This window comes from Psychrobacter sp. TPE 89C (assembly GCF_055522395.1).
This window is the reverse complement of record NZ_JBVFXW010000003.1, coordinates 124,106-147,242: the sequence shown is the minus strand read 5'-3', so window position 1 is coordinate 147,242 and position 23,137 is coordinate 124,106. Positions and strand designations below refer to the sequence as shown.

The following is a 23,137-nucleotide window of genomic DNA, read 5'->3' as shown; positions in this document are numbered from 1 at the left end:
GTAAAAGAAAAAAGGATATCTTATGATTTCAGCAGCGATTGTTGGTGGTACAGGTTATACAGGTATTGAGCTGATTCGCTTATTATCTGCTCATCCTGAAGTATCTATTGATTTGCTAACCTCGCGTAGTGAAGCTGGTACTCGAGCTGATGAGATATTCCCAAGCTTGCGCGGTATATCGGATATCGTTTTTAGCGACTTAGGTGACGATACGCTTGCGACGCTGCAAAAGTGTGATGTGGTGTTTTTTGCGACACCACACGGCGTGGCAATGCAACAAGCTGAGGCGCTTACCCAAGCTGGTGTAAAGGTCATTGATTTGGCTGCTGACTTTCGTTTGCAGTCATTGACTGACTTTGAAAAGTGGTATAAACAGTCACATGCGTGTCCTGAGCTGTTAAAGACCGCTGTTTATGGATTACCTGAAGTCAATCGCGATAAACTTGCAAATGCATTGTTGGTGGGCAACCCTGGCTGTTATCCAACCACTGCGATTTTGGGTTTGAAGCCGATTATTGAAGCACAAAATAAACAAGCAGAACGTTTGATTGAATCTCGCATTGTTATTGATGCAAAGTCTGGTGTTTCTGGAGCGGGTCGCCAAGCCTCGCTTGCGCTCAATTATGCTGAATCAACAGATAACTTTAAAGCTTATAGCGTCGAAGGGCATCGTCATCTACCTGAAATTGAGCAGGGTGTTGCACAATTATTAGATAGTCAGTTTACCCATCGTATTCGTTTTTTACCGCATTTAGTACCGATGATACGCGGTATGCTAAGCTCAATTCATATGGAACTGACGGATGCTGGGGCTGCTATCGACTGGCAACAGGCGTTTGAAGACGTCTATGCATCAGAGACGTTCGTTGATGTGATGCCAAAGGGTGTTTACCCTGATACACGTAGTGTACGTGCCAGTAATCGTTTACGTATTGCCGTGCATCAAGACAATGATCGTGCTGAGCTGACGGTTATCGTGGTACAAGATAACTTAGTCAAAGGCGCTGCAGGACAAGCGGTGCAAAATATGAATGTTATGTTTGGTTTTGATGAGTCAATGGGGCTGAATTTCGCTCCTATTGTTCCATGATATGGCTTTTCGACGTCAGACCATTGGTATTTATGTTGCTAGGTATTGCTTATAAATTCCGCTATAATAAAACGTACTTATTGTTGAGAGATACCGCCTAAATGCGTGTTAAGTTTATGTTACGCTTTTGCTCACAGTCGGCACGTTCATCGTGTACAGATGTCACTCGCCATCGTTACAGCTTAGTGAGAGCTATAGGCAGCGAGCAGCAAGGAGCCTCTACGCTAGTACTGTCGCTATTTGTGGTTGTCATACTGGTGACAGCTATGGTTGGACTGATATTTGGTCATAAGCTTGGTTATCAGCGTGGCTACCATTCTATAGAGACGGAAACCCAGCAAGTATTAATCAATAGTGGTGAGGCAGTCAAAGAGCTGGAAGACACGCGTCTTAGTCATAAAATAGCGATTAAGAAAGCTGCTACTGCCAAGCAAGAGCTGGCGATAAGCTTAGCCAATGTGAAAGAGCTGCGTGAAAGTAAGCAAGAATTAACGGTCGAAAACAGACAGCTCTCACAGCTCAACGAGCTATATGCTGATATTGTTAGTAGCAAGGGCGGGATGCCATTACAGGTGCTGGGTGCTCATATCAAACCATTACCGGAAAACGCTTTTGAGTATATGTTTGATATTGGAATGCTTGCAAGTGATGGATTATCAAAACGCTTGACGCTAAAATTGACATTGCTTAATGATGATGACTTTGTAGAAGTGCCTATAGAACGTTCAGTTGATACGATTGAAGGTATCGTCCGTATTCGCGGCCGCTTTATCATGCCATCCAGTTTTAAACCGTTACAAGCGAAACTTAGTTTGAGTGCAAACGGGCAGAAAGTAGAGCAGCTTTATGATTGGAAGCTCGGTGCTCGAGTTGACAATATGCCGCTATCACTTATAGACTTGCCAGAAGTCGATGACAGCCCCATTAAGCCTTAGTATTTGCAATGTATGCATACTCGATACTTATATCATATCTACTATCGTCGGTTCAGGGTAACTTAGATACGAGGGAGGCGAGTGACAGTACTACAAACAGTAGACTAAGCGAGCCTGATACTATATTTGAAAGTGTTAAATCTAATTGTATTAAACTAGCGATTACCTCTCTTCAGTATCCCTTATTCCGTAAAAAATATACCTATTAATTTGTACTCTAATTATGATAAATCAAGCAATATTACAGACTACGCCAATCGTCTCTGATTGGCATCTCCCAAACATGCCTGCTGACCGTGCGCAAGATGGGGATACGGACGGCGAAACGTCACCACAAGCAGACGTATTAGTGGCAGAGCCGGAAGTGGCTAAGCCACCGATGTATGCAGTCGTTATGTACAATGACAACTATACACCGATGGAATTCGTCGTCTATATTCTGCAATCAGAGTTTCGTCACAGTATGGAATCTGCCGTTGAGATTATGTTGACGATTCACAATGCGAGCAAAGGCATTGCGGGTATTTATCCAAAAGACATTGCGGAGACTAAGGCCAAAAAAGTAAATAGTTTGGCGCATCGTGAAGGATATCCACTACTGACTCAAATAGAGCCGCACCAAGGCGAATAACTGAATCCCTCTATTATGCTGATTTCAATGTTTCGTTTATATGTTCTTACCTTTGATAAATAGCTCACTTGCCACAGTGAGCTAGATAGTTATCTTACATAGAATTTTTTTCACTTCACTGTTTATATAAAAACCCTTCAAATTCTTTGTTGCCTCGTCCATTCTCTCTTTTATCTGTTTAATTCTCTAAGCTTTTATCCTTTATTATTTCTAACACCGTTAGTGTATAGCACGCTTTGATACACTTTAGTCGTTTTTAATAGATTGACTCTGATTGAGTATCGTGTTGATATAAAGAACAGCAAGTATGAGTTATCAACACTCTGGGTTGGTAATAGTTAGTTGATGATAGATAGTACTGTTATTTATACAATCCCTAGACAGTGTCATTTAGTAAGATATTTTAATAATACAGATATTACCCTTGAACAATCCATCTATCGCCCTGATTTACTTACTAACTCATTCATAAAGCTATCAATTATAAAGATAGGTATAACCGTAGGAAGTTGTTATGTTAAGTCGTCATCTTGAAGTTTCTTTGCGTTTAGCAATGACACTTGCGCGTCAAAAATCGCATGAGTATCTAACTGTTGAACACCTACTACTGGCATTGCTAGAAAATACGCACGCCGCCAATACATTGACTGCTTGCAATGCAAATGTCTCAACGCTGCGTACTGAGTTGGAAGCTTACATCAATAAGCATACGCCAACGATAGATGCAGATACAGAGCAATCACCGCAGCCTACCCAAAGCTTTGATCGTATTTTGCAACGTGCTATTTTTCATGTGCAGTCTATTGGTGGTGGCCGTTTGGTAGAAGGCTCGGATATTTTAGTATCTATGTTCTCTGAGCATGATACCTATGCTGTTTACCTGCTTAAAAAGCAAGGTATCAGCCGCCTTGAGCTGACTCAGTATTTATCACATGGTCAAGATAAAGAAGAACCCTCTGAGCCGCGTGCTTCGATGACTGGTGAGCGCCGTAATGCCTCAGAGAAAACCAGCAAAGATCCATTGGTGGAGTTTGCGACCAATTTAAACCAACGTGCTGCTGAAGGTAAAACGGATCCATTGATCGGACGTGCCTCTGAAATTGAGCGTGCTGCGCAAGTACTATGCCGTCGCCGTAAAAACAACCCATTATTAGTCGGTGAGCCTGGTGTTGGTAAAACGTCTATCGCTGAAGGCTTAGCATGGTTAATTATCAATGACAAAGCCCCAAAACCATTGAATGGTTGCGTTATTTATAGCCTAGATATTGGTTCATTAATCGCTGGCACAAAATACCGCGGTGATTTTGAAAAACGTATGAAGTCGTTGCTTGACGCATTAAAGAATAAACCCAATGCGATTTTATTCATTGATGAGATTCATATGATTATTGGCGCAGGGTCATCAATGAGTAGCAATATGGATGTGTCAAACTTGATCAAACCGGCACTTGCTAATGGTGAATTACGCTGTATAGGTTCTACAACCTTTACCGAGTATCGTCAGGTATTTGAGAAGGATCATGCGTTATCACGTCGTTTCCAAAAAATCGATGTAAAAGAACCAAGCGTTGATGACAGTATCGATATCTTACGCGGTCTAAAGCCTCGTTATGAAGAATTTCATAACGTCGAATATACAGATGAAGCATTGGTTACCGCTGTTCAGTTATCTGCTAAACATATTCACGAGCGCTTTTTACCAGACAAAGCCATTGACGTGATTGATGAAGCGGGTGCTTATAAGCGTTTGGGCGTGATTCCAGATGCGGATGATATCGATGCAGAAGAAAGCTTCATTGCTGATTTAGAGCAAGACTTTGATGCTCAGATTGATGCTGATGAAGAAGATTTGGACGGTGTGACTCACAGCGAGATTGACAGTAATGAAATGCAGGATGAAGCAGATACTGCTAAAGTCAACGATCGCGTTCAATCATCTAAAGATTCAAAAGCTGCGAAAAAAAGACCACCGATGAAAATCGATGTTGCCGATATTGAAGCCATCGTTGCTAAGCTTGCACGCATTCCACCCAAGTCCGTGTCTAGCGATGATAAGAGTATTCTCAAGCATCTAGATCGTGATCTCAAGCATTTAGTATTTGGTCAAGATGAAGCGATTGAAACGTTAGCAGATGCGATTAAGCTGTCTCGTGCTGGCCTAAAGGCACCAGACAAGCCTATCGGCTCGTTTATGTTTGCTGGTCCTACAGGCGTGGGTAAAACAGAAGTATCACGTCAGCTAGCCAATCTACTTGGTGTGGAATTAGTTCGCTTTGATATGTCAGAGTATATGGAAGCACATACGGCCTCACGTCTAATCGGTGCGCCTCCTGGCTATGTCGGTTATGACCAAGGTGGTCTGTTGACTGAAAAAATCAATCAGCATCCGCATTGTGTCTTATTGCTTGATGAAATCGAAAAAGCCCATCCTGATGTATTCAATTTGTTACTACAAGTGATGGATCACGGTACTTTGACGGACAACAATGGTCGTGTTGCTATCTTCAAGCAAGTTATCGTAATTATGACCACCAACGTGGGTGCTGATAGTATCAGCCGCTCATCTATGGGCTTTACTCAGCAAGACCACAGTCGTGATAACACAGAGTCGCTCAAACGTGTCTTTACGCCAGAGTTCCGCAATCGTCTTGATGCCATCATCCAATTCAACCCACTAGATACGTCGGTCGTGGTATCAGTAGTCGATAAATTCTTGGTTGAGTTGCAAGTGCAGCTTGATGATAAGCAAGTTACTTTAGAGATTGACGATGACGTCCGTAACTATCTAGCTGATAAAGGCTACGATCGCCTAATGGGTGCACGTCCTATGCAGCGTCTGATTCAAGACGAGATTAAAAAGCCATTGGCAAGTATGATTTTGTTTGGTGACTTGGTCAATGGTGGGGTTGTACATCTAACGCTAGAGCCTGAAGACAGTAATGAGCAAGATGACAAGTCTGTTAAGATTGAAAAAACCAATGGCAAAACGTCAGATAAAGGTTCGTCAGACAGTCGTATTATTTTGACCGTCGTTGAAACGCATGAGCCATATCCGGACTCTGAGTCGTTAGCCAGCTAAGTCTTTTATTATCAATAAAACAAGAACGGTTACCATGTTGCTACGGTAGCCGTTTTTTTATTGCTATAATTCATCATAAAGCCAATGCATGAGTCCATTCATTCGAATGTCAAAGACTTATTCATGCAATCTGATGCAGCATTTATATGATGTATAACAAATAAAAAAGGACATATTATGGAACTGTTTGATGAGCAGACGACCAAAACCCCAGAGCAAAAGCAGGCGATTTTAGACAATGTACGCCTGCCAACAGATTGGAAGACAGCATTAGCAGATGAGCTAACCTCTGATAATATGGATAATCTGCGTGCATTTTTAAAAGAAGCGTACCAATCAGAGGAAAGCATTTACCCACCAGCATCGTTGATGTTTAATGCTTTTAACTTAACGCCTCTATCACAAGTCAAAGTCGTGATATTAGGTCAGGACCCTTACCATCGTCCAGGACAGGCAATGGGACTATCGTTTTCTGTGCCAAAAGCTATTCCAAAACCGCCATCGCTTAATAATTTGTTGAAAGAAATGGCTACTGATATTGGTCTGAAACCATCAGCACATGGTGACTTAACGTATTGGGCGCAGCAGGGAGTATTGTTATTAAACAGCTCATTGACTGTAAAAGAGGGTGAGCCAAATAGTCATCAAAATCAAGGGTGGGAGCAGTTCACTGATGCAGTGATTGATGTAGTCAATGAACAGACAGAGCGTACAGTGTTTATATTATGGGGCAGTAAAGCACAGAAAAAGGGCAAATATATCAATACAGACAAGCATCTTATCCTGACGGCTGTGCATCCCTCACCACTTGCCGCTAACCGTGGTGGTTTTTTCGGCTCTAAACCATTTTCTAAGACCAATGATTATTTGGTACAGTACGGCCAAACACCAATTGATTGGCAGTTACCGCAATAGATGATAAACATACCGGATATAAGCTTGAAACCATCTCAACTCTTCAATCATCATCCAGTTATCGAAGATATTCAGACCAGTACATTTTGGTCAACTGAAGATGTTAAGTGGATGCAAGAAGCACTTAAGCTTGCTAAACAAGGTGCTGAGCATGGAGAAGTGCCAGTAGGGGCGATACTAGTACACGATCAGCAGGTCATAGGGCAGGGGTTCAATGAGCCAATTGGTCGCCATGATGCGACTGCACATGCCGAAATTATCGCATTGAGAGATGCCTGTACCCGTTTAAATAACTATCGATTGCCATTACAGACAACGCTGTATGTTACCTTAGAGCCTTGTACGATGTGTGTTGGGGCGCTGATTCACGCACGGGTAGAAAGGCTAGTCTATGCGGCGAGCGAGCCAAGAGCAGGCATGGTTGGCAGTCAGATGAACTTGCCGATGCAGCCTTTTTATAATCACAGTATTCAAGTAAACAGAGGTCTTTGTAGCGAGCACAGTAGTCAAATACTCAAAAGCTTTTTTCGCGAACGACGAAAACTGGCCAAAATGAAATCAAAATAATCTGTTAACAAGATATCGGACTTGTCGCTAGTGATAGGGCTGTTTCTTTGCTATAATATCGCCCTATTTAATGGCGAAGTTGTCAGCCATATGAGTATTGTCTCTGATTAAGTGATTATTATGACCGTTTCTACAACTGATAACACCGCGCTTCATAATGATAATAGTCAAACGCAACCATTGCGTTATCCTGTTATTTGTATTGATGGGCCGAGCGGTGCAGGCAAAGGCACGGTTACATGGCGCTTAGCTCAAGCATTGGACTATCAGTTGCTTGATTCGGGTGCTCTATATCGTATAGTAGGACTTAAAGCTTTCGAAGCTGGTTTGGTTACCGCAGATACCAGTCAATCCATTGATGAGATGGCGGTATTAAAGTTGACACAAAGCCTAGAGATTGCATTTGTGCCTAATAATGCGTCAGGACGTGTCGATATTCTCGTGAATGATGAGGCAGTCGGTGAGCAGGTACGTAACGAAACAGTTGGAGGCTATGCCTCACAGATAGCTATTTTTCCAAAAGTTCGTGAAGCGTTGTTAAAGTTACAACATGATATGGCCACTCGTTCAGGTTTGGTTGCTGATGGCCGTGATATGGGGACGGTAGTATTCCCAAATGCTGATGTTAAGGTGTTTTTGACAGCCAGTGCTGAAGCGCGTGCTGAGCGCCGTGTGGCACAGTTATCGAACGCTGGGCAAACAGCAGACTTTGACGCAATCTTAACAACGATTAAAGCTCGTGATGATCGTGATGAAAATCGTAGCACTGCACCGTCGAAACCTGCAGAGGACGCTTTGCTGCTTGATAGTTCAGTACTAGATGCTGATACTGTATATGAACAAGTGAAGAAACACTGTCAGACCAAAGGCATATTCTTTAATAGTTAATAAAAACAATATATTAAGCATTAAAAGCTTTGCTATGAGGTTTGGTTTTAGTATAAAATTGTAGTAGTGAAATTTATAGGGCTTACTAGGCCCTAAGAAAACATGATTTGATAGAATATATAACGAAATTTTTAGGTAAGACAGTTGTTGTTAATAATTTCAGTAAAACATGCGCTTATTAACAACAAACGTTTTTATATATGATTGCATGGGATAAAAAACCAGTATTCTCGTTTTATGCAATCATAAATTTGATCCGTACTGTGCTGGACAGGATACGGCTATACAAAGGTAGACATAATGGAATCATTTGCTGAACTATTTGAAGCGAGCATCGAAGAAACAGGTCTGGATATCGAGCGTGGCTCGGTTATCACTGGTACTGTTGTAGCCATCGATAGCGACTGGATCACTGTTGACACTGGTCTGAAGTCTGAAGGTATTGTCGCTCGTGAAGAGTTTTTAAGCGAAGAAGGCGAACTTGAAGTTGAAGTTGGCGATAGCGTTGATGTCGTGGTTGAAGCAGTTGATAACGGCATGGGTCAAACCTTGCTATCACGTGAAAAAGCTAAGCGTGTTGAAACTTGGAACTTCCTTGAGAAAATTGCTGACAATGATGAAATCGTAAAAGGTATCATTTCAAGCAAAGTTAAAGGCGGTTTCACTGTAGATATCGGTTCAGTACGCGCATTCTTACCAGGTTCATTGGTAGATGTACGTCCTATCCGTGATACGACGCATCTTGAAGGCAAAGAGCTAGAATTCAAAGTTATCAAACTTGATCAAAAACGCAACAACGTTGTAGTTAGCCGTCGTGCAGTTATGGAAGCTGAAAATTCAGCTGAGCGCGAAGAGCTATTGAACAAGCTTGAAGAAGGCATCGAAATCGAAGGTATCGTTAAGAACCTTACTGATTACGGCGCATTCGTTGATCTTGGTGGTATTGATGGTCTATTGCACATCACTGATATGGCATGGCGCCGTATTAAGCACCCATCAGAAGTTGTTGAAGTTGGTCAAGACCTAAAAGTTAAAGTATTGAAGTTTGACCGTGAGCGCAATCGCGTAAGCCTAGGTCTAAAACAACTTGGTACTGATCCTTGGGATAACGTTGGCGGAACTTATCCAGTAGGTAGTGTTGTTAAAGCACGCGTAACTAACCTAACTGATTATGGTTGTTTTGCTGAGATTTCTGAAGGTATTGAAGGTCTAGTACACGTATCAGAAATGGATCATACCAACAAAAACATCCATCCATCTAAAGTTGTTCAAGTGGGTGATGAAGTTGAAGTAATGATTCTTGATATCGACGAAGAACGTCGCCGTATCAGCCTAGGTATCAAACAAACTCTTGCTAACCCATGGGATGAGTTTGATAAGAAACATGAGCGCGGTGATAAAATCACTGGTACTATCAAATCAATCACTGACTTCGGTATCTTTATCGGTCTAGACGGTGGTATTGATGGTCTTGTTCATCTATCTGATATCTCTTGGAACGAAACTGGCGAAGACGCTATCCGTAACTACAACAAAGGCGACACCGTTGAAGCAATGGTATTGTCAGTAGATGCAGAAGCAAACCGCATCAGCCTAGGCGTTAAGCAGTTAAGCTCTGATCCATTCAACGAATACCTAGTCAACAATGACCGTGGTGCTATCGTTAATGGTAAAGTGAAAGAAGTAGACGCTAAAGGTGCTACTATCGAACTTGCTGACGAAGTAGAAGCTTATCTACGTGCCTCTGAGATCCAACGTGACCGCGTTGAAGATGCCACTAAGCATCTAACTGTTGGTGATGACGTTGAAGCGAAAATCATCAGTGTTGATCGTAAAACACGTAACATCAACTTGTCTATCAAAGCGAAAGACGAAGCTGAAGAGCGTCAAGCAATTAAAGAACTAAGCAGCACAAGTACTACTGCCGCTGCCGGTTCTGAAGCTCAACCAAAAACTATTGGTGACTTGATCAAAGAACAGATGCAGTAAGCTGCTAAGTTATTGATATAAAGTAATATAAAAGAAGCGACTCCGGTCGCTTTTTTTTATGAATAAATTTTGATATTACTATTAACAGGTGATGTTTTTGCCCAAAGAGGCAAACTCTTATTTTCATTTACGGTAATATCCGCTATCATTTGCAACATTGAGTAACAAGATGTGAGTCCCTACTTATTCAAAGCGATAGGCCGTTCTAAAGACCGAGTTTTTATCCTTACTATTTTAAGGATGTATTGATTTAGCAGCAGTTATTGGAATAAATACCGTTATTTGAATAACCTAAAATATCGTTTTGACTCACAATCATCTTATCCATTAATTTACAAGGCAAGCGTAATAATGCAGCAAGCGATTAACAAGTCCGAATTTATTAGTAATTTGAGTGCGAACTGTGACAATATGACTGATACAGTTGTCGATGATGCAGTACGCGAAATATTAACTTTAATGACCCATACTTTAGCCAATGATGGCCGAGTAGAGGTTCGTGGGTTCGGTAGTTTTTGTCTACACCATCGCCGTGCACGTCTAGGACGCAATCCTAAAACAGGGGAAAGCGTGCCAGTACCTGCTAAGGCTATTCCTCATTTTAAACCAGGCAAAGCACTACGTGAAGCGGTCAATGACACAGTTGCAACTAGCTAAATGTTGTCATAAACCATTTATTGAATAAGTATTTTTCATAAAATGGTTTATCAGTCGCTCATATCACTTATTTATTCTGAATACATTAACGGCATTTCCAACTAAGGTAACCGTCTCATGCGCTTTTTACTGTTTGTATTACTGTTTCTGAGCTTTGCCTATGCGCTTGGTTTGGTGTTGGCAAATAATACTGAAGTTGGTGTAAATTTACTGTTCTCGCAAGCGCCTACGATGAATTTAGGGCTGCTACTGATACTTTGTCTGATGCTAGGTATCGTTATTGGTATTTTGCTAGCACTGCTTATTTTCCGTGTTTTACAAAATAAGTGGGAAATTTCGCGTTTGCAAAAAGCAAAAACCAATCTACAAGAGCAACTCACACAAGCCAATATAGTCATCGATCGTCAAGCGAATTCGCCAACGGTAGAAGAAGCCATTTATGGCTCTACGGCGACTAATGTACAGGGTGGAGTGGTTAGTGATTTAGATGAAAGTGCTGCTCTTACTAAACATAAGCGAGACTAAACCATCTCGCAATGAATCTGCGGTTAAGTTAGATATACTTCTTTAATAACTCCGATACCAATATGGCTAAGTCATGAATAATATAATTAAGTCTCCAGTCGTCGTTGCTCTAGATAATATGACCATGGAAGCCTCTTTAGCGCTAGCGGATCAATTAGATCCAGCATTATGTCGATTAAAAGTAGGCAAAGAGCTTTTTACTCGCTGTGGTCCTGACATGGTCAAAGCACTGCATCAGCGTAATTTTGATGTGTTTTTAGATTTGAAATTTCATGATATTCCTAACACTACTGCACAAGCAGTTTTGGCAGCGGCTGAACTGGGTGTATGGATGGTGAACGTCCATGCAAGTGCAGGTCTAGAAGCAATGTCACTAGCCAAGCAGCGTTTACTAGATAATGGTTTTGATACCTTGCTGATAGCAGTCACTGTATTGACCTCTATGGACAATGAAGCGCTGATGCAAACGGGCATTACTGACGGTCTGGATGCGCACGTGAGTAGACTGGCGCAATTGACTAAGCAAGCTGGACTTGATGGTGTGGTGTGCTCAGCACAAGAAGCTAAAACGCTTAAAGCATTGTGTGGTCAAGATTTTAAACTCATTACTCCCGGTATTCGTCTGCTAGAAGACAATGCTGATGATCAAAAACGCATTTGTACGCCTAAACAGGCACTCAGTGACGGTTCGGATTACTTAGTCATTGGGCGTTCAATCACACAGGCAGAAAACCCTGCTGCGAAATTGCAGAAGATACTACAAAGTATTTAGGTCACGCTTTAATAACTTGTAATGCCTGAACGATCAAAAGACAGCCTAACTCGCTGTCTTTTTTGCTTTTTGCGGGTAGGTAAAAGGTGCTAAACTATTTGTGTTTATTCAATGATATTGGCTTATATGAAATTACAGATTTTGAGTGACTTACATATTGATAGTTATGCACGTCAGTCACATCCGATAGGGCACATCCCTAAAACCGACGCAGATGTGGTGCTAGTAGCGGGAGATACTGCAAATAGTGACAATGGTATGCCATGGTTACAGGAGCAAGCCGCGCGTTTGCAAGTCCCTCTAATCACTATCGCAGGCAACCATGAGTACTTCAATGAAAATGTACTGCATTTCGATAAGAAACTAGCGACTTGGGACAATTATAATATCGAGTCGAATGAAGGCGTTCGGGTTTTGCAGTGTCAGCATATGGATATTGGTGAAGTGCGAATCCTAGGCTGTACGTTGTGGACGGATTATCAGTATCAAGCCAATGAGGATACGATGGCAGCTGCTAGTCGCTTTATGCGTGATTACAAGCAAATATATGCGGGTAGCGAGTTGTTTTCACCTGAGATATCAATGCAACTTCATGCCGAGCAGCGTCAATGGTTACAGCAAGCATTAATCACTGCTAATAAACTTGGCAAAAAAACCGTGGTGATGAGTCATCATAGTGTTAGCCCGTTATCGGTGTCCGAGAAGTATGCCAATTTGCCGAGTAACGCCGCTTTTATCAGTGACCTCTCCGGATGGATGCATGAGGAGTGGGCACCGACACTCTGGGTACATGGACATACCCATGAAGCATTTGATTATCAGATTGGTAAAACACGGGTGATTGTTAATCCACGTGCTTATCCAAATGAAGTAAGTAGTACAGCATTAGAGTTCTCATGGGATAGAGTGATTGATATCGGTTAGCGTGCATCTGTAGAGATACAGGTATTGTTAGCAATAATGTCATAGCAGTGTTAAGAGTGACAGCCCTATTTTTGAGCAGCTTTGGGTACAATCATTGGCGCCTATACGATGATTGTACTGATATTTTGTTCATTCCTACCAGAAAATCTGCTACGCTTGTTAGCATGAGTAAATATACAAATCACACTTTATCAAAATTATCCGCTGAACAGCTTGCGAGTCACACGCCAAGCGCACCAGCGCCCTCACACCTGCCTGATAGTATGATCTCGTCAGTCAGCTTATTACCCGAAAACAAGCGATTGATTTTGTTTACTAGGCACTCTCTACGCGAGCGTTCTGATGGCAATGGTTTTGCCAGCTATCAGTTGCCATTAACCTCTAAAGGTCGCGTGTTGGCAAAATCTTGGGGTCGTTGGTTGGCAGGACATCTGCCGTACTCCCTCAATGTCGATAGTATCTCAAGCCCTATAGGTCGCTGTATTGATACGGCGCAGCTGATGCAAGAAGGGGCAGGTCTACGACGAGGTATTGCACATCAATCACTGTTGGTTGAGCCTGGCAGCCTCGTTACTGAACCTGAAATAGCCAATCCAGTATTCAAAGAGATAGGTGTACTTAACTTCATCAATCGATTCTTACAAGGTAATCTTGAAGGCACCAAAAACGCCTATCAAGGTGGTCTCGATATATTATCGCTATTTTATCAACACCAGCCTGAGCATGGGCATCTTATGCTTGCCGTCAGTCATGATACGCTACTGTCTGCATTTTTAGCCGTGATGTTTGATGTGATCGAGATTGATTGGAACGATTGGCCAAAAATGATGGAAGGGGTGTTTTTGTGGTTTGATGATATGCCATTTGAGCAAGCCAACGCGCATTTTGTCTGGCGTGGTGAGGTTTATATTCGTCCAATTCATACTTTGTTAGACGGCTACCGCGCTGCAGGGTATCATCCTAGCAAATTACTGCTACCGCCAGAAGTCAAATGGACATGATATCAGCATAGTCAGCGAACTGCTAAGGTGTTACTCTCCCTAGAGGTACTATATGTACAATCTGCGGTCGGCTGCCTTGTAGCTATTTTAGATTTCTTTGACTATATAAGTTGAATCAGTGAGTTTTAAACAGGCATAAAAAAACCTTGCCCCAGTATTAGAACCAGTGACAAGGTTTTAGTCATTACACTATAAAGCGTAATGCGGTCTAAACGCGACCAATCTTAAGCTTGAAGGCCTTTGATTGTTTTGTTTAGGCGGCTCTTACGACGAGCAGCTTTATTCTTATGAATAATACCTTTGTCAGCCATACGATCAAGAACTGGTACCGCTTTTTTGTAAGCTTCGGTAGCCGCGTCATAATCTTTAGCTACGATAGCCGCATCAACACGTTTTAAGTAAGTACGAACCATAGAGCGTTGTGACGCAGAGTTCTGACGACGTTTGGTGTTTTGACGGGCGCGTTTACGAGCTTGTGCAGTATTAGCCACGCGTATCTCCTTGATAAAGACAGATAAAATATGAATGTTGATTGCAATAAAGGGTTTAAACAATCATCGGTGACGAGCAGCCTCTCGCCAAACATGATGTCGATGTCTTATATTAAAGTATCTAATATGAATAGAGCATCGCAAGCGCCAGAACTGTTTGGAATAATTAAACAGCGTTGACGTGTAAAGCCGGACATCTTAGCAAATTATTGCGCTTAGAACAATATATTTGATGATTAATGCCAAAAGAAGTTATGATATCACATGGGCTGCTGATTTCTCTAGTGTCTATTAGGATTGTTGTTAAGCCATCTTTCAGTATTGTTAGTGGAGACGTGATTGGCTACACAGATGCGTCAGCTGATAAAACCTCTTACAATATATTCTATAGAATACCGTCAGTTGTGTATTAAATTAGGTATGATACTAGACTTAAGATCTTTCACACGATAGACCTTCTTATAAAAATAAATTTTCCAACACTATATATAAATGGATCGGATATGCAGCGAAAAGCAATTGTAATTGGTGCGACAGGGCTGGTAGGGCAGTATCTGGTTAAGCAGCTTAGTGAGCTTTATGACACGTTAATTGTGATTGCACGGCGTCCGCCACGCTATATCAATGCCAGCATGCGTTTTTATCAAGTGAACGATTTTGATAATCTAACCGAGATTTTTGCCAGCGTTGGTGCTGATCGCAAAACGGATGCTTTTAGTTGTCTCGGTACGACTAAGAAGCAGGCTGGTAGTGACGAAGCCTTTCGAAAAGTCGACCACGACTACAATGTAAATTTTGCTAAATTGTGTCAAGATAAAGGCGTCGAAAACTTCTTTTTGTTGTCTTCAATGAATGCCGATATTGACAGTCGTTTTCTATACAATCGAGTAAAAGCGGAAACCGAGCAATCCATTATATCATTGGATTTTGCGCATCTAGTCGTTTTACGTCCTTCATTGCTATTAGGCAAACATAAAGGTCGCCCTCTTGAGAGCATTGGTCAAAAGGCTTTTAAGTTCATATCACCGCTTTTGTCAGAATCATTACCACTACATCCTATTTCTGCTAAGCGTGTTGCTAGTGCAATGGCAATGAGTGCGCACGCCATCTATGAGCGTAACAAGTACCGTGCTGAGCCTACATTGAAAAAAATAGAAATCATTGAAAATAAGCAGATGCTTGCAATGACGAGAGTGAAAAATTAAGTAGTTAATGATTTATATATTTATTACAATACAAAGATTTAAAATAGCCTAAGCATTTATATAGATATTCGATAAAAATTGAGAGTAATGACTAGATAATCAAAAACAAGGAGCTTCACTATGCCGGAATCCATGCAGATGACTAGAGAAAATTTTGTGACTTGTGATTTATTGGATGCCAATCCTAAGTCGCAAGTATGTTTGCCAAATATTGAAGGCAAGTCATTTCACAACTTTGGTGGCAAAAACAAGTTTTGCGGTGAAATCGTAACAGTGAAGTGCTTTGAAGATAATAGCCGCGTCAAATCACTATTAAACAGTGACGGTAAAGACAAAGATGGGCATGGCAAGGTGTTAGTCGTTGATGGTGGCGGCTCAATGCGCTGCGCTCTTTTGGGTGATATGATTGCAGAATCAGCAATTGAGAATGGTTGGTCAGGAGTCATTATCTATGGTTGTGTCCGTGATGTGGATGACGTTGCACAGATGGATATTGGTGTTAAGGCACTTGGCTGTATCCCACGTAAATCAAATCGTCGCGACGAAGGCCAAACGGATATCGAAATCAGCTTTGGTGATTTAACCTTGAACTCAGGAATGTTTGTTTATTCAGATAACAATGGCATTATCGCTAGTGATAAACCACTAGTTTAATAATAGCTCAATGATTACCAACTAAAAACCTCGGCTTGTAAGTTGAGGTTTTTTCATTTCACGACGATTTTAGGTGGTAATGAGTATTTTTAAGGTCTTAATTGATCATTTAATAATTAGTAAAATTTTAAGTGACAAACCGTTACGGCATAAATTTTGGTAATTGATGAAATATTCGTATAATAGCTATCTGACTCTTAACTTTGATCCTATTCTATATGCCTATCACTGCTTTGACTGACGCGTTTGACCCTATTAATCAGCAGCTATTTCCTATCCAAAATGCCGAGCGGCGTTGGCTAGCACCTGTGCATGGTGCTGTCAGTAGTTTGTGGTTAGCAAGCTTGGTACAGGGATCGATATGGGATGTGGCTGATCGTCTCAAGGTTGTCGTGACTCGCGACCAAAATCAGCTCAATCAGATAGAGACAGAGTTGGCATTTTGCGGCGTGGATGCCTACGTGTTCCCTGATTGGGAAACGTTAACTTATGACGAGCTGTCACCGCATCAAGATATTGTGAGTGAGCGTATCAATCTATTGACGGATATGCCGACATCGGGTGTCTTGCTGATTTCTGTGCAGGCGTTGATGCACCGAGTAGCACCGCCAAGTTGGTTGATTGGGCAACATTTTGATTTGAGTGTGGGTGATCAATTTGATATCAATACCCAACGCGGACTACTAGCAAAAGCAGGTTACCGCGCCGTTGAAAATGTCTTTGAGCCGGGTGAGTTTGCCGTACGTGGCAGTATTATTGATATTTTTGCGATGGGTCAGCCGTTTCCGCTGCGTCTCGATTTGTTTGATGATGAGATTGAAACCATTCGCTTCTTTAATCCACAGACTCAGCGTACTCTGACGGTTGATGATCTCAAATCAATGATGAGCGGTAATGACAGTAGTATGGGTAAAGAGTCGTTGTCGCTACTACATAAACTGCCAGATATCTCAAAGCCTATTCAGCAGTTCCAAATCCTACCAGCAAAAGAGTTTCCACTTGATGAAGGGCGTGAGACCTTCCGTACAAACTTTGCCGCGATATTCCCCAATACGAATAGCCGCAAGTTTGAACTGCATAAAGACGTAATGGCAGGTATTGCCAGCAGTGGACTTGAATACTATCAGCCATTATTTTTTGATTTAAAAGACTGGGAAGCAGAGAGTAGTTTATTTGCCTACTTGCCAAGTAATGCGTTATTTATCACTGATGAATTGATTAACGAAAAACAGGCAGATTATTGGTCACAAATTCAGCGCCGCTATGAAGAGCGCCGTCATGATATTGATAAGCCTATCGTCGCCCCTGAGCTACTGTATCTATTGTCTAATAAACTTAATGAGCATCTCAATGATTATCCACGCGTTATTCTAAGCGCGCGCGATGAGCTAGCATTGATGACAGATGTTGCTGATGTGGATAATGAGGATTCATTATTAGAGCCTGCATCAAATAAACCACAGGGACTCGTGAGATTAAGTGCCCAGCCACCACTGCAGCTAGCAGTAAATCATCAAAAGTCCGAACCTCTTGCTGAACTATTAGATTTCTTAGAGATACAAGAAAAAACGTCTACACCTGTATTAATCGTTGCTGAAACAGCTGGTCGTCGTGAGATTCTCATTGAGTTGTTTAAAGGCAAGGTTGATATCAAAGCCTATGATAGCTTTGAAGCGTTTCTAGTAGCCGATAAACCGAGTGGTACTGGTCATAGCAAACTACCAAAGGTCGGTCTAACCGTTGCGCCTATTGAGCGCGGTGTTTATGTGCCTGAGCGTTTGGTGCTGATTAGTGAGACGCAATTATTTGGTCGGCAAGTCCTGCAAACCCGCCGTCGTCGTCAGAGCGGTGTGTCAGAAGAGTTTTTGGTTAAGAGTGTTACCGAAATAACCCAAGGTAGCCCTGTTGTCCATATTGAGCACGGTGTAGGACGTTATAACGGCTTGATTACGTTAGACGTAGGTGATGGCGAGCAAGAGTTCATTCACCTGAAATATGATGGTGATGCCAGTATTTATGTCCCAGTTGCCAATTTGCAAATGATTAATCGCTATAGCGGCGGTGATCCAGCACTTGCGCCATTGCACAAAATCGGTAGTGGTAAATGGGATAAGGCTAAACAAAAAGCCTTGGAGCAAATCCATGACGTCGCGGCTGAGCTACTAAATATGCAGGCAAGACGCGAAGCTAAAGTAGGTATTCATTTTAAAATAGACTCGCCACAATATGATTTGTTTGCCAGTCAGTTTGCGTTTGAAGAAACGCCTGACCAAGCCAATGCCATCCATGCAGTGATGGAAGATATGAAGCAAAATCAGCCGATGGATCGTCTTATCTGCGGGGATGTTGGTTTTGGGAAAACAGAGGTCGCCATGCGTGCGGCTTTTATTGCCGTTAGTGCGGGCTACCAAGTGGCGGTACTAGTACCTACAACGTTATTGGCAGGTCAACATGAAGACAATTTCCGTGATCGATTTGCTGATTGGCCAGTACGTATCGAAACGCTATCGCGCTTCGGTGGCAAAAAGCATCAAGACACGGTATTAGCGGATTTGACCGCTGGAAAGGTCGATATCGTTATTGGTACGCATAAGTTACTACAACCGGATGTCAAATTTTCTAATTTAGGTCTTATGATTGTCGATGAAGAGCATCGCTTTGGTGTGCGCCATAAAGAGCGTATTAAAGCCATTCAGACTGATGTAGACAGTATGTCTATGACAGCGACGCCTATCCCTAGAACGCTCAATATGGCGCTCTCAGGTATGCGTGATATGTCAATCATTGCTACACCGCCTGCGAGACGCTTGGCGATTAAAACCTTTGTCATGCAAAAGACAGAGGCACTTATGAAAGAAGCTATTTTGCGTGAACTATTGCGCGGTGGTCAGGTGTATCTGCTGCACAATGATGTGGCTAGTATTGAGCGCATGGCAGAGACCATACGCGAGCTGGTTCCAGAGGCGCGTGTAGGAGTGGCTCATGGACAGATGCAGGAGCGCCAGCTTGAACAAGTAATGCAGCAGTATTATCACAAAAAATTCAATGTGTTAGTATGCTCGACTATTATCGAAACGGGCATTGATGTACCTAATGCCAATACTATTATCATTGAGCGCGCTGATAAATTTGGTCTAGCCCAGTTGCATCAGCTACGTGGTCGCGTTGGCCGTAGCCATCATCAGGCGTACTGTTATTTGCTTGTGCCGTCTATTAAAGGTCTCAAAGGCGATGCGAAACGCCGCCTGCATGCTATTGAACGTGCCAACACACTGGGCGCAGGTTTTATGCTGGCCAGTGAAGATTTAGAGATTCGCGGAGCAGGTGAGATACTGGGTAAGCAGCAAAGTGGTAATATGCAGGTAATTGGCTTTAGCTTATATATGGATATGCTAGAACGCGCGACGAAAGCGATTAAAGCAGGTAAACAGCCTGATTTAAGTACACCGCTGTCACTGACCAGTGAAATAAATCTACACAGCTCAGCATTGATACCAGAAGAGTACTTGCATGATGTGCATCAGCGCTTATTGTTTTATAAACGCATTAGTAATGCCGATGAAAAAGAAGCGCTGACGGATATTCGGACTGAAATGATTGACCGTTTTGGTATATTGCCGGATCAAACCAAGCAGCTCTTTGCCATTCATGGGTTACGTTTACAAGCAGAACCATTGAAGATTAACAAAATCGATGCCAATGGTAGTAGTATGACGCTAGAGTTTGCACCTGACACACCTGTCGATGCATTAGCGATTATTAAACTGATTCAAACAGATGGTCAGCGCTATCGTATGAATGGCGCGTCTGGCATTCGTTACCAAAATGCTGATAAACTCGAGACGCCTCAACAGCGTGTTACGGTCATTCAAGAGCTGTTGCGCTATTTTAGCGAGCATATGGTATCAGAGCCTGCTTAGCTTTATTTCGTAATGGCTATCTGCTATGCAGATGAATTATGATATTGCCAAGGTCGTTCACGCAGATAGTCTAAAGATAAAACGCCAAGGCAATGAGTCATGGCGCTATTTTATCGGATAGATAACTGATAAAATAATGAGACCATATTTTATTTACTCATATTTTAGCTTTCTATACTTTTGATTTCTTTTATTTGAGATCCATAACAAGAGAACCGTCATTATGTTCCAACTTCATCATAAACTTGCTGCCGATAGCTTTTTAGTGGGTGACTTTCCGCTATCGACTTGCCGTTTAATCAATGATTGCCAGTTTCCTTGGTTGATATTGGTGCCACGTGTATCAGGTATCAAAGAGTTATATGAGTTATCCGAAACAGACCAAGTACAGTTTTTACGTGAGTCGAGCTGGTTATCAAGTCAACTGGCCAAGACTTTCCAAGCAGATAAAATGAATGTAGCGGCACTGGGTAATCAAGTACCACAGTTGCACTTCCATCATATCGTACGCTATCAAAACGACATGCAGTGGCCAAACCCAGTATGGGGTGTTCCAGCCGTTCCTTATACTAAAGAAGTTTTGGCACAAATGCAGCAGACTCTGATGATGGCGCTACGTGGACATCATCAAATGCCTTTTGATTGGCAAATGAAATAAAGTTTTAAACCATAGCTACCTTAATAAGAAAAGATACTAAGCTATTTGAAATATATTTCGCAGCACTTAAAAAAACCAGATATTTATTATCTGGTTTTTTTATTTTTAACTTGAATAATCGTTAGCATTATTTTGATTTAATTAGATGTTAAGGTAAAATAAATGATGAATGGTATGCTTTGAGCTATCAATGACATAGTTTTTACTATATTTGAAAAGTATAATGTCTTAACCAAAGGGTTTTTATCCAACCTATTATCAAAATAAATGCTGATTTTTTACTAAATTTCTATTATATTCGTACCTTTTGGCCCCTCTGATAGGCTATTTTGCTTAAGCGAACACTCATATGACTACTTTAGACACATTGAGACCAGAGCTTCTGACAAAAGAAGAGGTATACGATAAGGTCGACTATCCAGAAGTTTTCGTGTTAATACTCACGGTTATACTCCTCGCTATATATTTTGACTTTAGACCTACTGCAATGGCGCTCCTTGTCATCGTCTGCCTGCCAGGCTTGTTAATTCTAATTTATAATTACCGTCGCCAAGCCAGCTTTTGGACATCCAATATTGTAATCATTTTACTGTCTATGGTGATTGGGTCGATACAGTTACATATGATAGTGTCGCTCAGTCTGGCGGCATTAATAGGTCTTAGAATTATTGTGAGTAGCCCTGAAAATCATATAAAGCTGATTATGGTTTCAGTAATAACGGTCATTATTTTTTATTACGTCAGTATTATTTTAAATATTCCCAAGTTAGAAGGTTATGATGATTGGATAACACCTGTCATATTATTAGCCAGTATGATTGTTGTTTTATGTCGGTTTGGGTGTTTTTATAAGAAATATATTCGCTATGAAGCTCGCTCTCATCAGGCTGTTGGGCGATTGACTAGTGCAGTCTCTGTTATCAATAAACTAACACGTTTTGTCCCATTGCAAGTTTGGGAGCCAATTGTAAGAGCAGATATCCCAGTAAACGTCTCTAACAAACGTGCCAAGCTGACTATTATGTTCTCAGATATCATTGGTTTTACTGAATTGTCTGATAGTCTCAGCTCGGACAATTTGGCTGATATCTTGAATACCTATATGCATAGTATGACGTTAATTGCTAACAAACATGGTGCAGTGCTTGATAAGTTTGTTGGCGATGGCATGATATGTTTTTTTGGTGAGCCAAACAGTCAGGGTACGCGTCAAGATGCTTTGAGCTGTCTTGAGATGGCAATAGATATGCGGCGTGAAATGCGCACCTTGAGACAGAAATGGCGCCTTATGGGATTTGAGGGGCTATATATACGTATTGGTATTACGACAGGTTATTGCCATGTGGGTAATTTTGGTAGTAACAATCGTCTTAGCTATACATTGATTGGTAAAGAGGCCAATTTAGCTGCGAGATTAGAGTCTAGTGCTGGTAAAGATGAGATATTGATCAGTGAAAGCACCTATGACTATGTCTGCCATAATTATGAGTGTCAGCATGCTGGTGCATTTCGTTTAAAAGGATTTGATAGTAAGGTGCAAGCATGGCGAGTCTTTGATCCTGATATCAATAAAGCCAATCTATCAAAATGGGTCGATTACACATTGCCTGGATTTAATTTGCACTTAAACTTTAAGGACATGAATCATAACGACTATCAGGATATTAGAGCTCGGTTAAATTTTGCGCTTGGACGTATTGAGCAAGAAAACGAAAAAAATGAAAATGATATTAATGCAGAAAATAAACGCAATGATATGGGTAATAAGTAAGCCGCATTGACACATAACAGTCTTTGAATATATACGTAAAAAAGCCAACGATTATAATGATCGTTGGCTTTTTATATGAAAATAAAAATAGCTTTCTACAAGTGCCTAATGATTTTCTTTAGCATGATTTAAGGTATATTTAGGCACTTCGATGGTTAAGTCTTCGTCCTCAACTATCACTTGGCAGGATAGACGTGAATCAGGCTCTAACCCCCAAGCACGATCTAACAAGTCAGCTTCTATATCATCCATCTCTTCCAGACCATTAAAGCCTTTGCGTACGACTACATGGCAAGTTGTGCATGCTTTTGACATCTCACAAGCATGCTCAATTTTAATGCCTTTCTCTACTAGTGCTTTGCATAAGTTACTACCGGCCTCTAGCTCGACTTCAGCGCCTTCAGGACAAATCTCGTGGTGGGGTAATACAGTAATCTTTGGCATAAATCGTCTTTCCGATGCTAA

At 41.6% G+C, this 23,137-nt stretch carries 20 protein-coding genes; 18 read left to right on the top strand and 2 right to left on the bottom strand.

Annotated features, from left to right (window positions below):
* Positions 1 to 22 precede the first annotated feature (22 nt).
* From argC to ACZW67_RS02255, 13 genes are all read left to right on the top strand, one after another.
* Positions 23 to 1,090 carry an N-acetyl-gamma-glutamyl-phosphate reductase gene (gene argC, locus ACZW67_RS02315; RefSeq protein WP_465182004.1) on the top strand — a complete coding sequence of 356 codons (1,068 nt, stop codon included), beginning with the start codon at positions 23 to 25 and terminating at the stop codon, positions 1,088 to 1,090.
* A gap of 101 nt (positions 1,091 to 1,191) precedes the next feature.
* A complete protein-coding gene (locus ACZW67_RS02310; protein ID WP_465182003.1) occupies positions 1,192 to 2,025 on the top strand; it encodes a hypothetical protein in 834 nt (277 codons plus the stop codon).
* 223 nt (positions 2,026 to 2,248) lie between these two features.
* The gene (locus tag ACZW67_RS02305; protein WP_197218433.1) at positions 2,249 to 2,656 is read left to right on the top strand and encodes an ATP-dependent Clp protease adaptor ClpS; all 408 of its coding nucleotides are present in this window, start codon (positions 2,249 to 2,251) and stop codon (positions 2,654 to 2,656) included.
* A 514-nt stretch (positions 2,657 to 3,170) separates the two neighbouring features.
* Positions 3,171 to 5,735, top strand: coding sequence for an ATP-dependent Clp protease ATP-binding subunit ClpA (gene clpA / locus ACZW67_RS02300; RefSeq protein WP_465182002.1), 2,565 nt, complete (start codon positions 3,171 to 3,173; stop codon positions 5,733 to 5,735).
* A 177-nt stretch (positions 5,736 to 5,912) separates the two neighbouring features.
* Positions 5,913 to 6,650 carry a uracil-DNA glycosylase gene (locus ACZW67_RS02295; RefSeq protein WP_465182001.1) on the top strand — a complete coding sequence of 246 codons (738 nt, stop codon included), beginning with the start codon at positions 5,913 to 5,915 and terminating at the stop codon, positions 6,648 to 6,650.
* Entirely contained in the window at positions 6,651 to 7,217 is a 567-nt protein-coding gene (tadA, locus tag ACZW67_RS02290; protein ID WP_465182000.1) for a tRNA adenosine(34) deaminase TadA, read from the top strand.
* 120 nt (positions 7,218 to 7,337) lie between these two features.
* The gene (gene cmk / locus ACZW67_RS02285) at positions 7,338 to 8,105 is read left to right on the top strand and encodes a (d)CMP kinase (protein ID WP_465181999.1); all 768 of its coding nucleotides are present in this window, start codon (positions 7,338 to 7,340) and stop codon (positions 8,103 to 8,105) included.
* Positions 8,106 to 8,405: 300 nt separating this feature from the next.
* Positions 8,406 to 10,094 carry a 30S ribosomal protein S1 gene (gene rpsA, locus ACZW67_RS02280; protein WP_110922399.1) on the top strand — a complete coding sequence of 563 codons (1,689 nt, stop codon included), beginning with the start codon at positions 8,406 to 8,408 and terminating at the stop codon, positions 10,092 to 10,094.
* A gap of 351 nt (positions 10,095 to 10,445) precedes the next feature.
* Positions 10,446 to 10,751: an integration host factor subunit beta gene (locus tag ACZW67_RS02275; RefSeq protein ID WP_110922400.1), complete on the top strand. Its 306-nt coding sequence runs from the start codon at positions 10,446 to 10,448 to the stop codon at positions 10,749 to 10,751.
* Positions 10,752 to 10,868: 117 nt separating this feature from the next.
* Complete coding sequence (locus ACZW67_RS02270) at positions 10,869 to 11,276, top strand: lipopolysaccharide assembly protein LapA domain-containing protein (RefSeq protein ID WP_465181998.1); 408 nt, start codon at positions 10,869 to 10,871, stop codon at positions 11,274 to 11,276.
* A 73-nt stretch (positions 11,277 to 11,349) separates the two neighbouring features.
* Positions 11,350 to 12,048, top strand: a complete 699-nt coding sequence (pyrF, locus tag ACZW67_RS02265) for an orotidine-5'-phosphate decarboxylase (RefSeq protein WP_465181997.1) — start codon at positions 11,350 to 11,352, stop codon at positions 12,046 to 12,048.
* Between the two features lie 126 nt (positions 12,049 to 12,174).
* The gene (locus ACZW67_RS02260; RefSeq protein WP_465181996.1) at positions 12,175 to 12,972 is read left to right on the top strand and encodes a metallophosphoesterase; all 798 of its coding nucleotides are present in this window, start codon (positions 12,175 to 12,177) and stop codon (positions 12,970 to 12,972) included.
* Positions 12,973 to 13,136: 164 nt separating this feature from the next.
* Positions 13,137 to 13,973, top strand: coding sequence for a histidine phosphatase family protein (locus tag ACZW67_RS02255; protein ID WP_465181995.1), 837 nt, complete (start codon positions 13,137 to 13,139; stop codon positions 13,971 to 13,973).
* 224 nt (positions 13,974 to 14,197) lie between these two features.
* On the opposite strand, the gene rpsT is transcribed toward ACZW67_RS02255, so the two are convergent.
* Entirely contained in the window at positions 14,198 to 14,464 is a 267-nt protein-coding gene (gene rpsT, locus ACZW67_RS02250; RefSeq protein ID WP_110922405.1) for a 30S ribosomal protein S20, read from the bottom strand.
* Positions 14,465 to 14,967: 503 nt separating this feature from the next.
* Here rpsT and ACZW67_RS02245 point away from each other — a divergent pair.
* From ACZW67_RS02245 to ACZW67_RS02225, 5 genes are all read left to right on the top strand, one after another.
* Positions 14,968 to 15,669, top strand: coding sequence for an NAD-dependent epimerase/dehydratase family protein (locus ACZW67_RS02245; RefSeq protein WP_465181994.1), 702 nt, complete (start codon positions 14,968 to 14,970; stop codon positions 15,667 to 15,669).
* 138 nt (positions 15,670 to 15,807) lie between these two features.
* A complete protein-coding gene (gene rraA, locus ACZW67_RS02240) occupies positions 15,808 to 16,323 on the top strand; it encodes a ribonuclease E activity regulator RraA (RefSeq protein WP_465182019.1) in 516 nt (171 codons plus the stop codon).
* Between the two features lie 218 nt (positions 16,324 to 16,541).
* Complete coding sequence (gene mfd, locus ACZW67_RS02235; protein ID WP_465181993.1) at positions 16,542 to 20,243, top strand: transcription-repair coupling factor; 3,702 nt, start codon at positions 16,542 to 16,544, stop codon at positions 20,241 to 20,243.
* 223 nt (positions 20,244 to 20,466) lie between these two features.
* Entirely contained in the window at positions 20,467 to 20,901 is a 435-nt protein-coding gene (locus ACZW67_RS02230; RefSeq protein ID WP_110922409.1) for an HIT domain-containing protein, read from the top strand.
* A gap of 703 nt (positions 20,902 to 21,604) precedes the next feature.
* The gene (locus ACZW67_RS02225; protein ID WP_465181992.1) at positions 21,605 to 22,672 is read left to right on the top strand and encodes an adenylate/guanylate cyclase domain-containing protein; all 1,068 of its coding nucleotides are present in this window, start codon (positions 21,605 to 21,607) and stop codon (positions 22,670 to 22,672) included.
* Between the two features lie 105 nt (positions 22,673 to 22,777).
* Here ACZW67_RS02225 and fdx read toward each other — a convergent pair whose 3' ends face one another.
* Positions 22,778 to 23,116 (bottom strand): ISC system 2Fe-2S type ferredoxin, encoded by a 339-nt coding sequence (fdx, locus tag ACZW67_RS02220; RefSeq protein WP_110922411.1) that lies wholly within the window; start codon positions 23,114 to 23,116, stop codon positions 22,778 to 22,780.
* Positions 23,117 to 23,137: the final 21 nt, after the last annotated feature.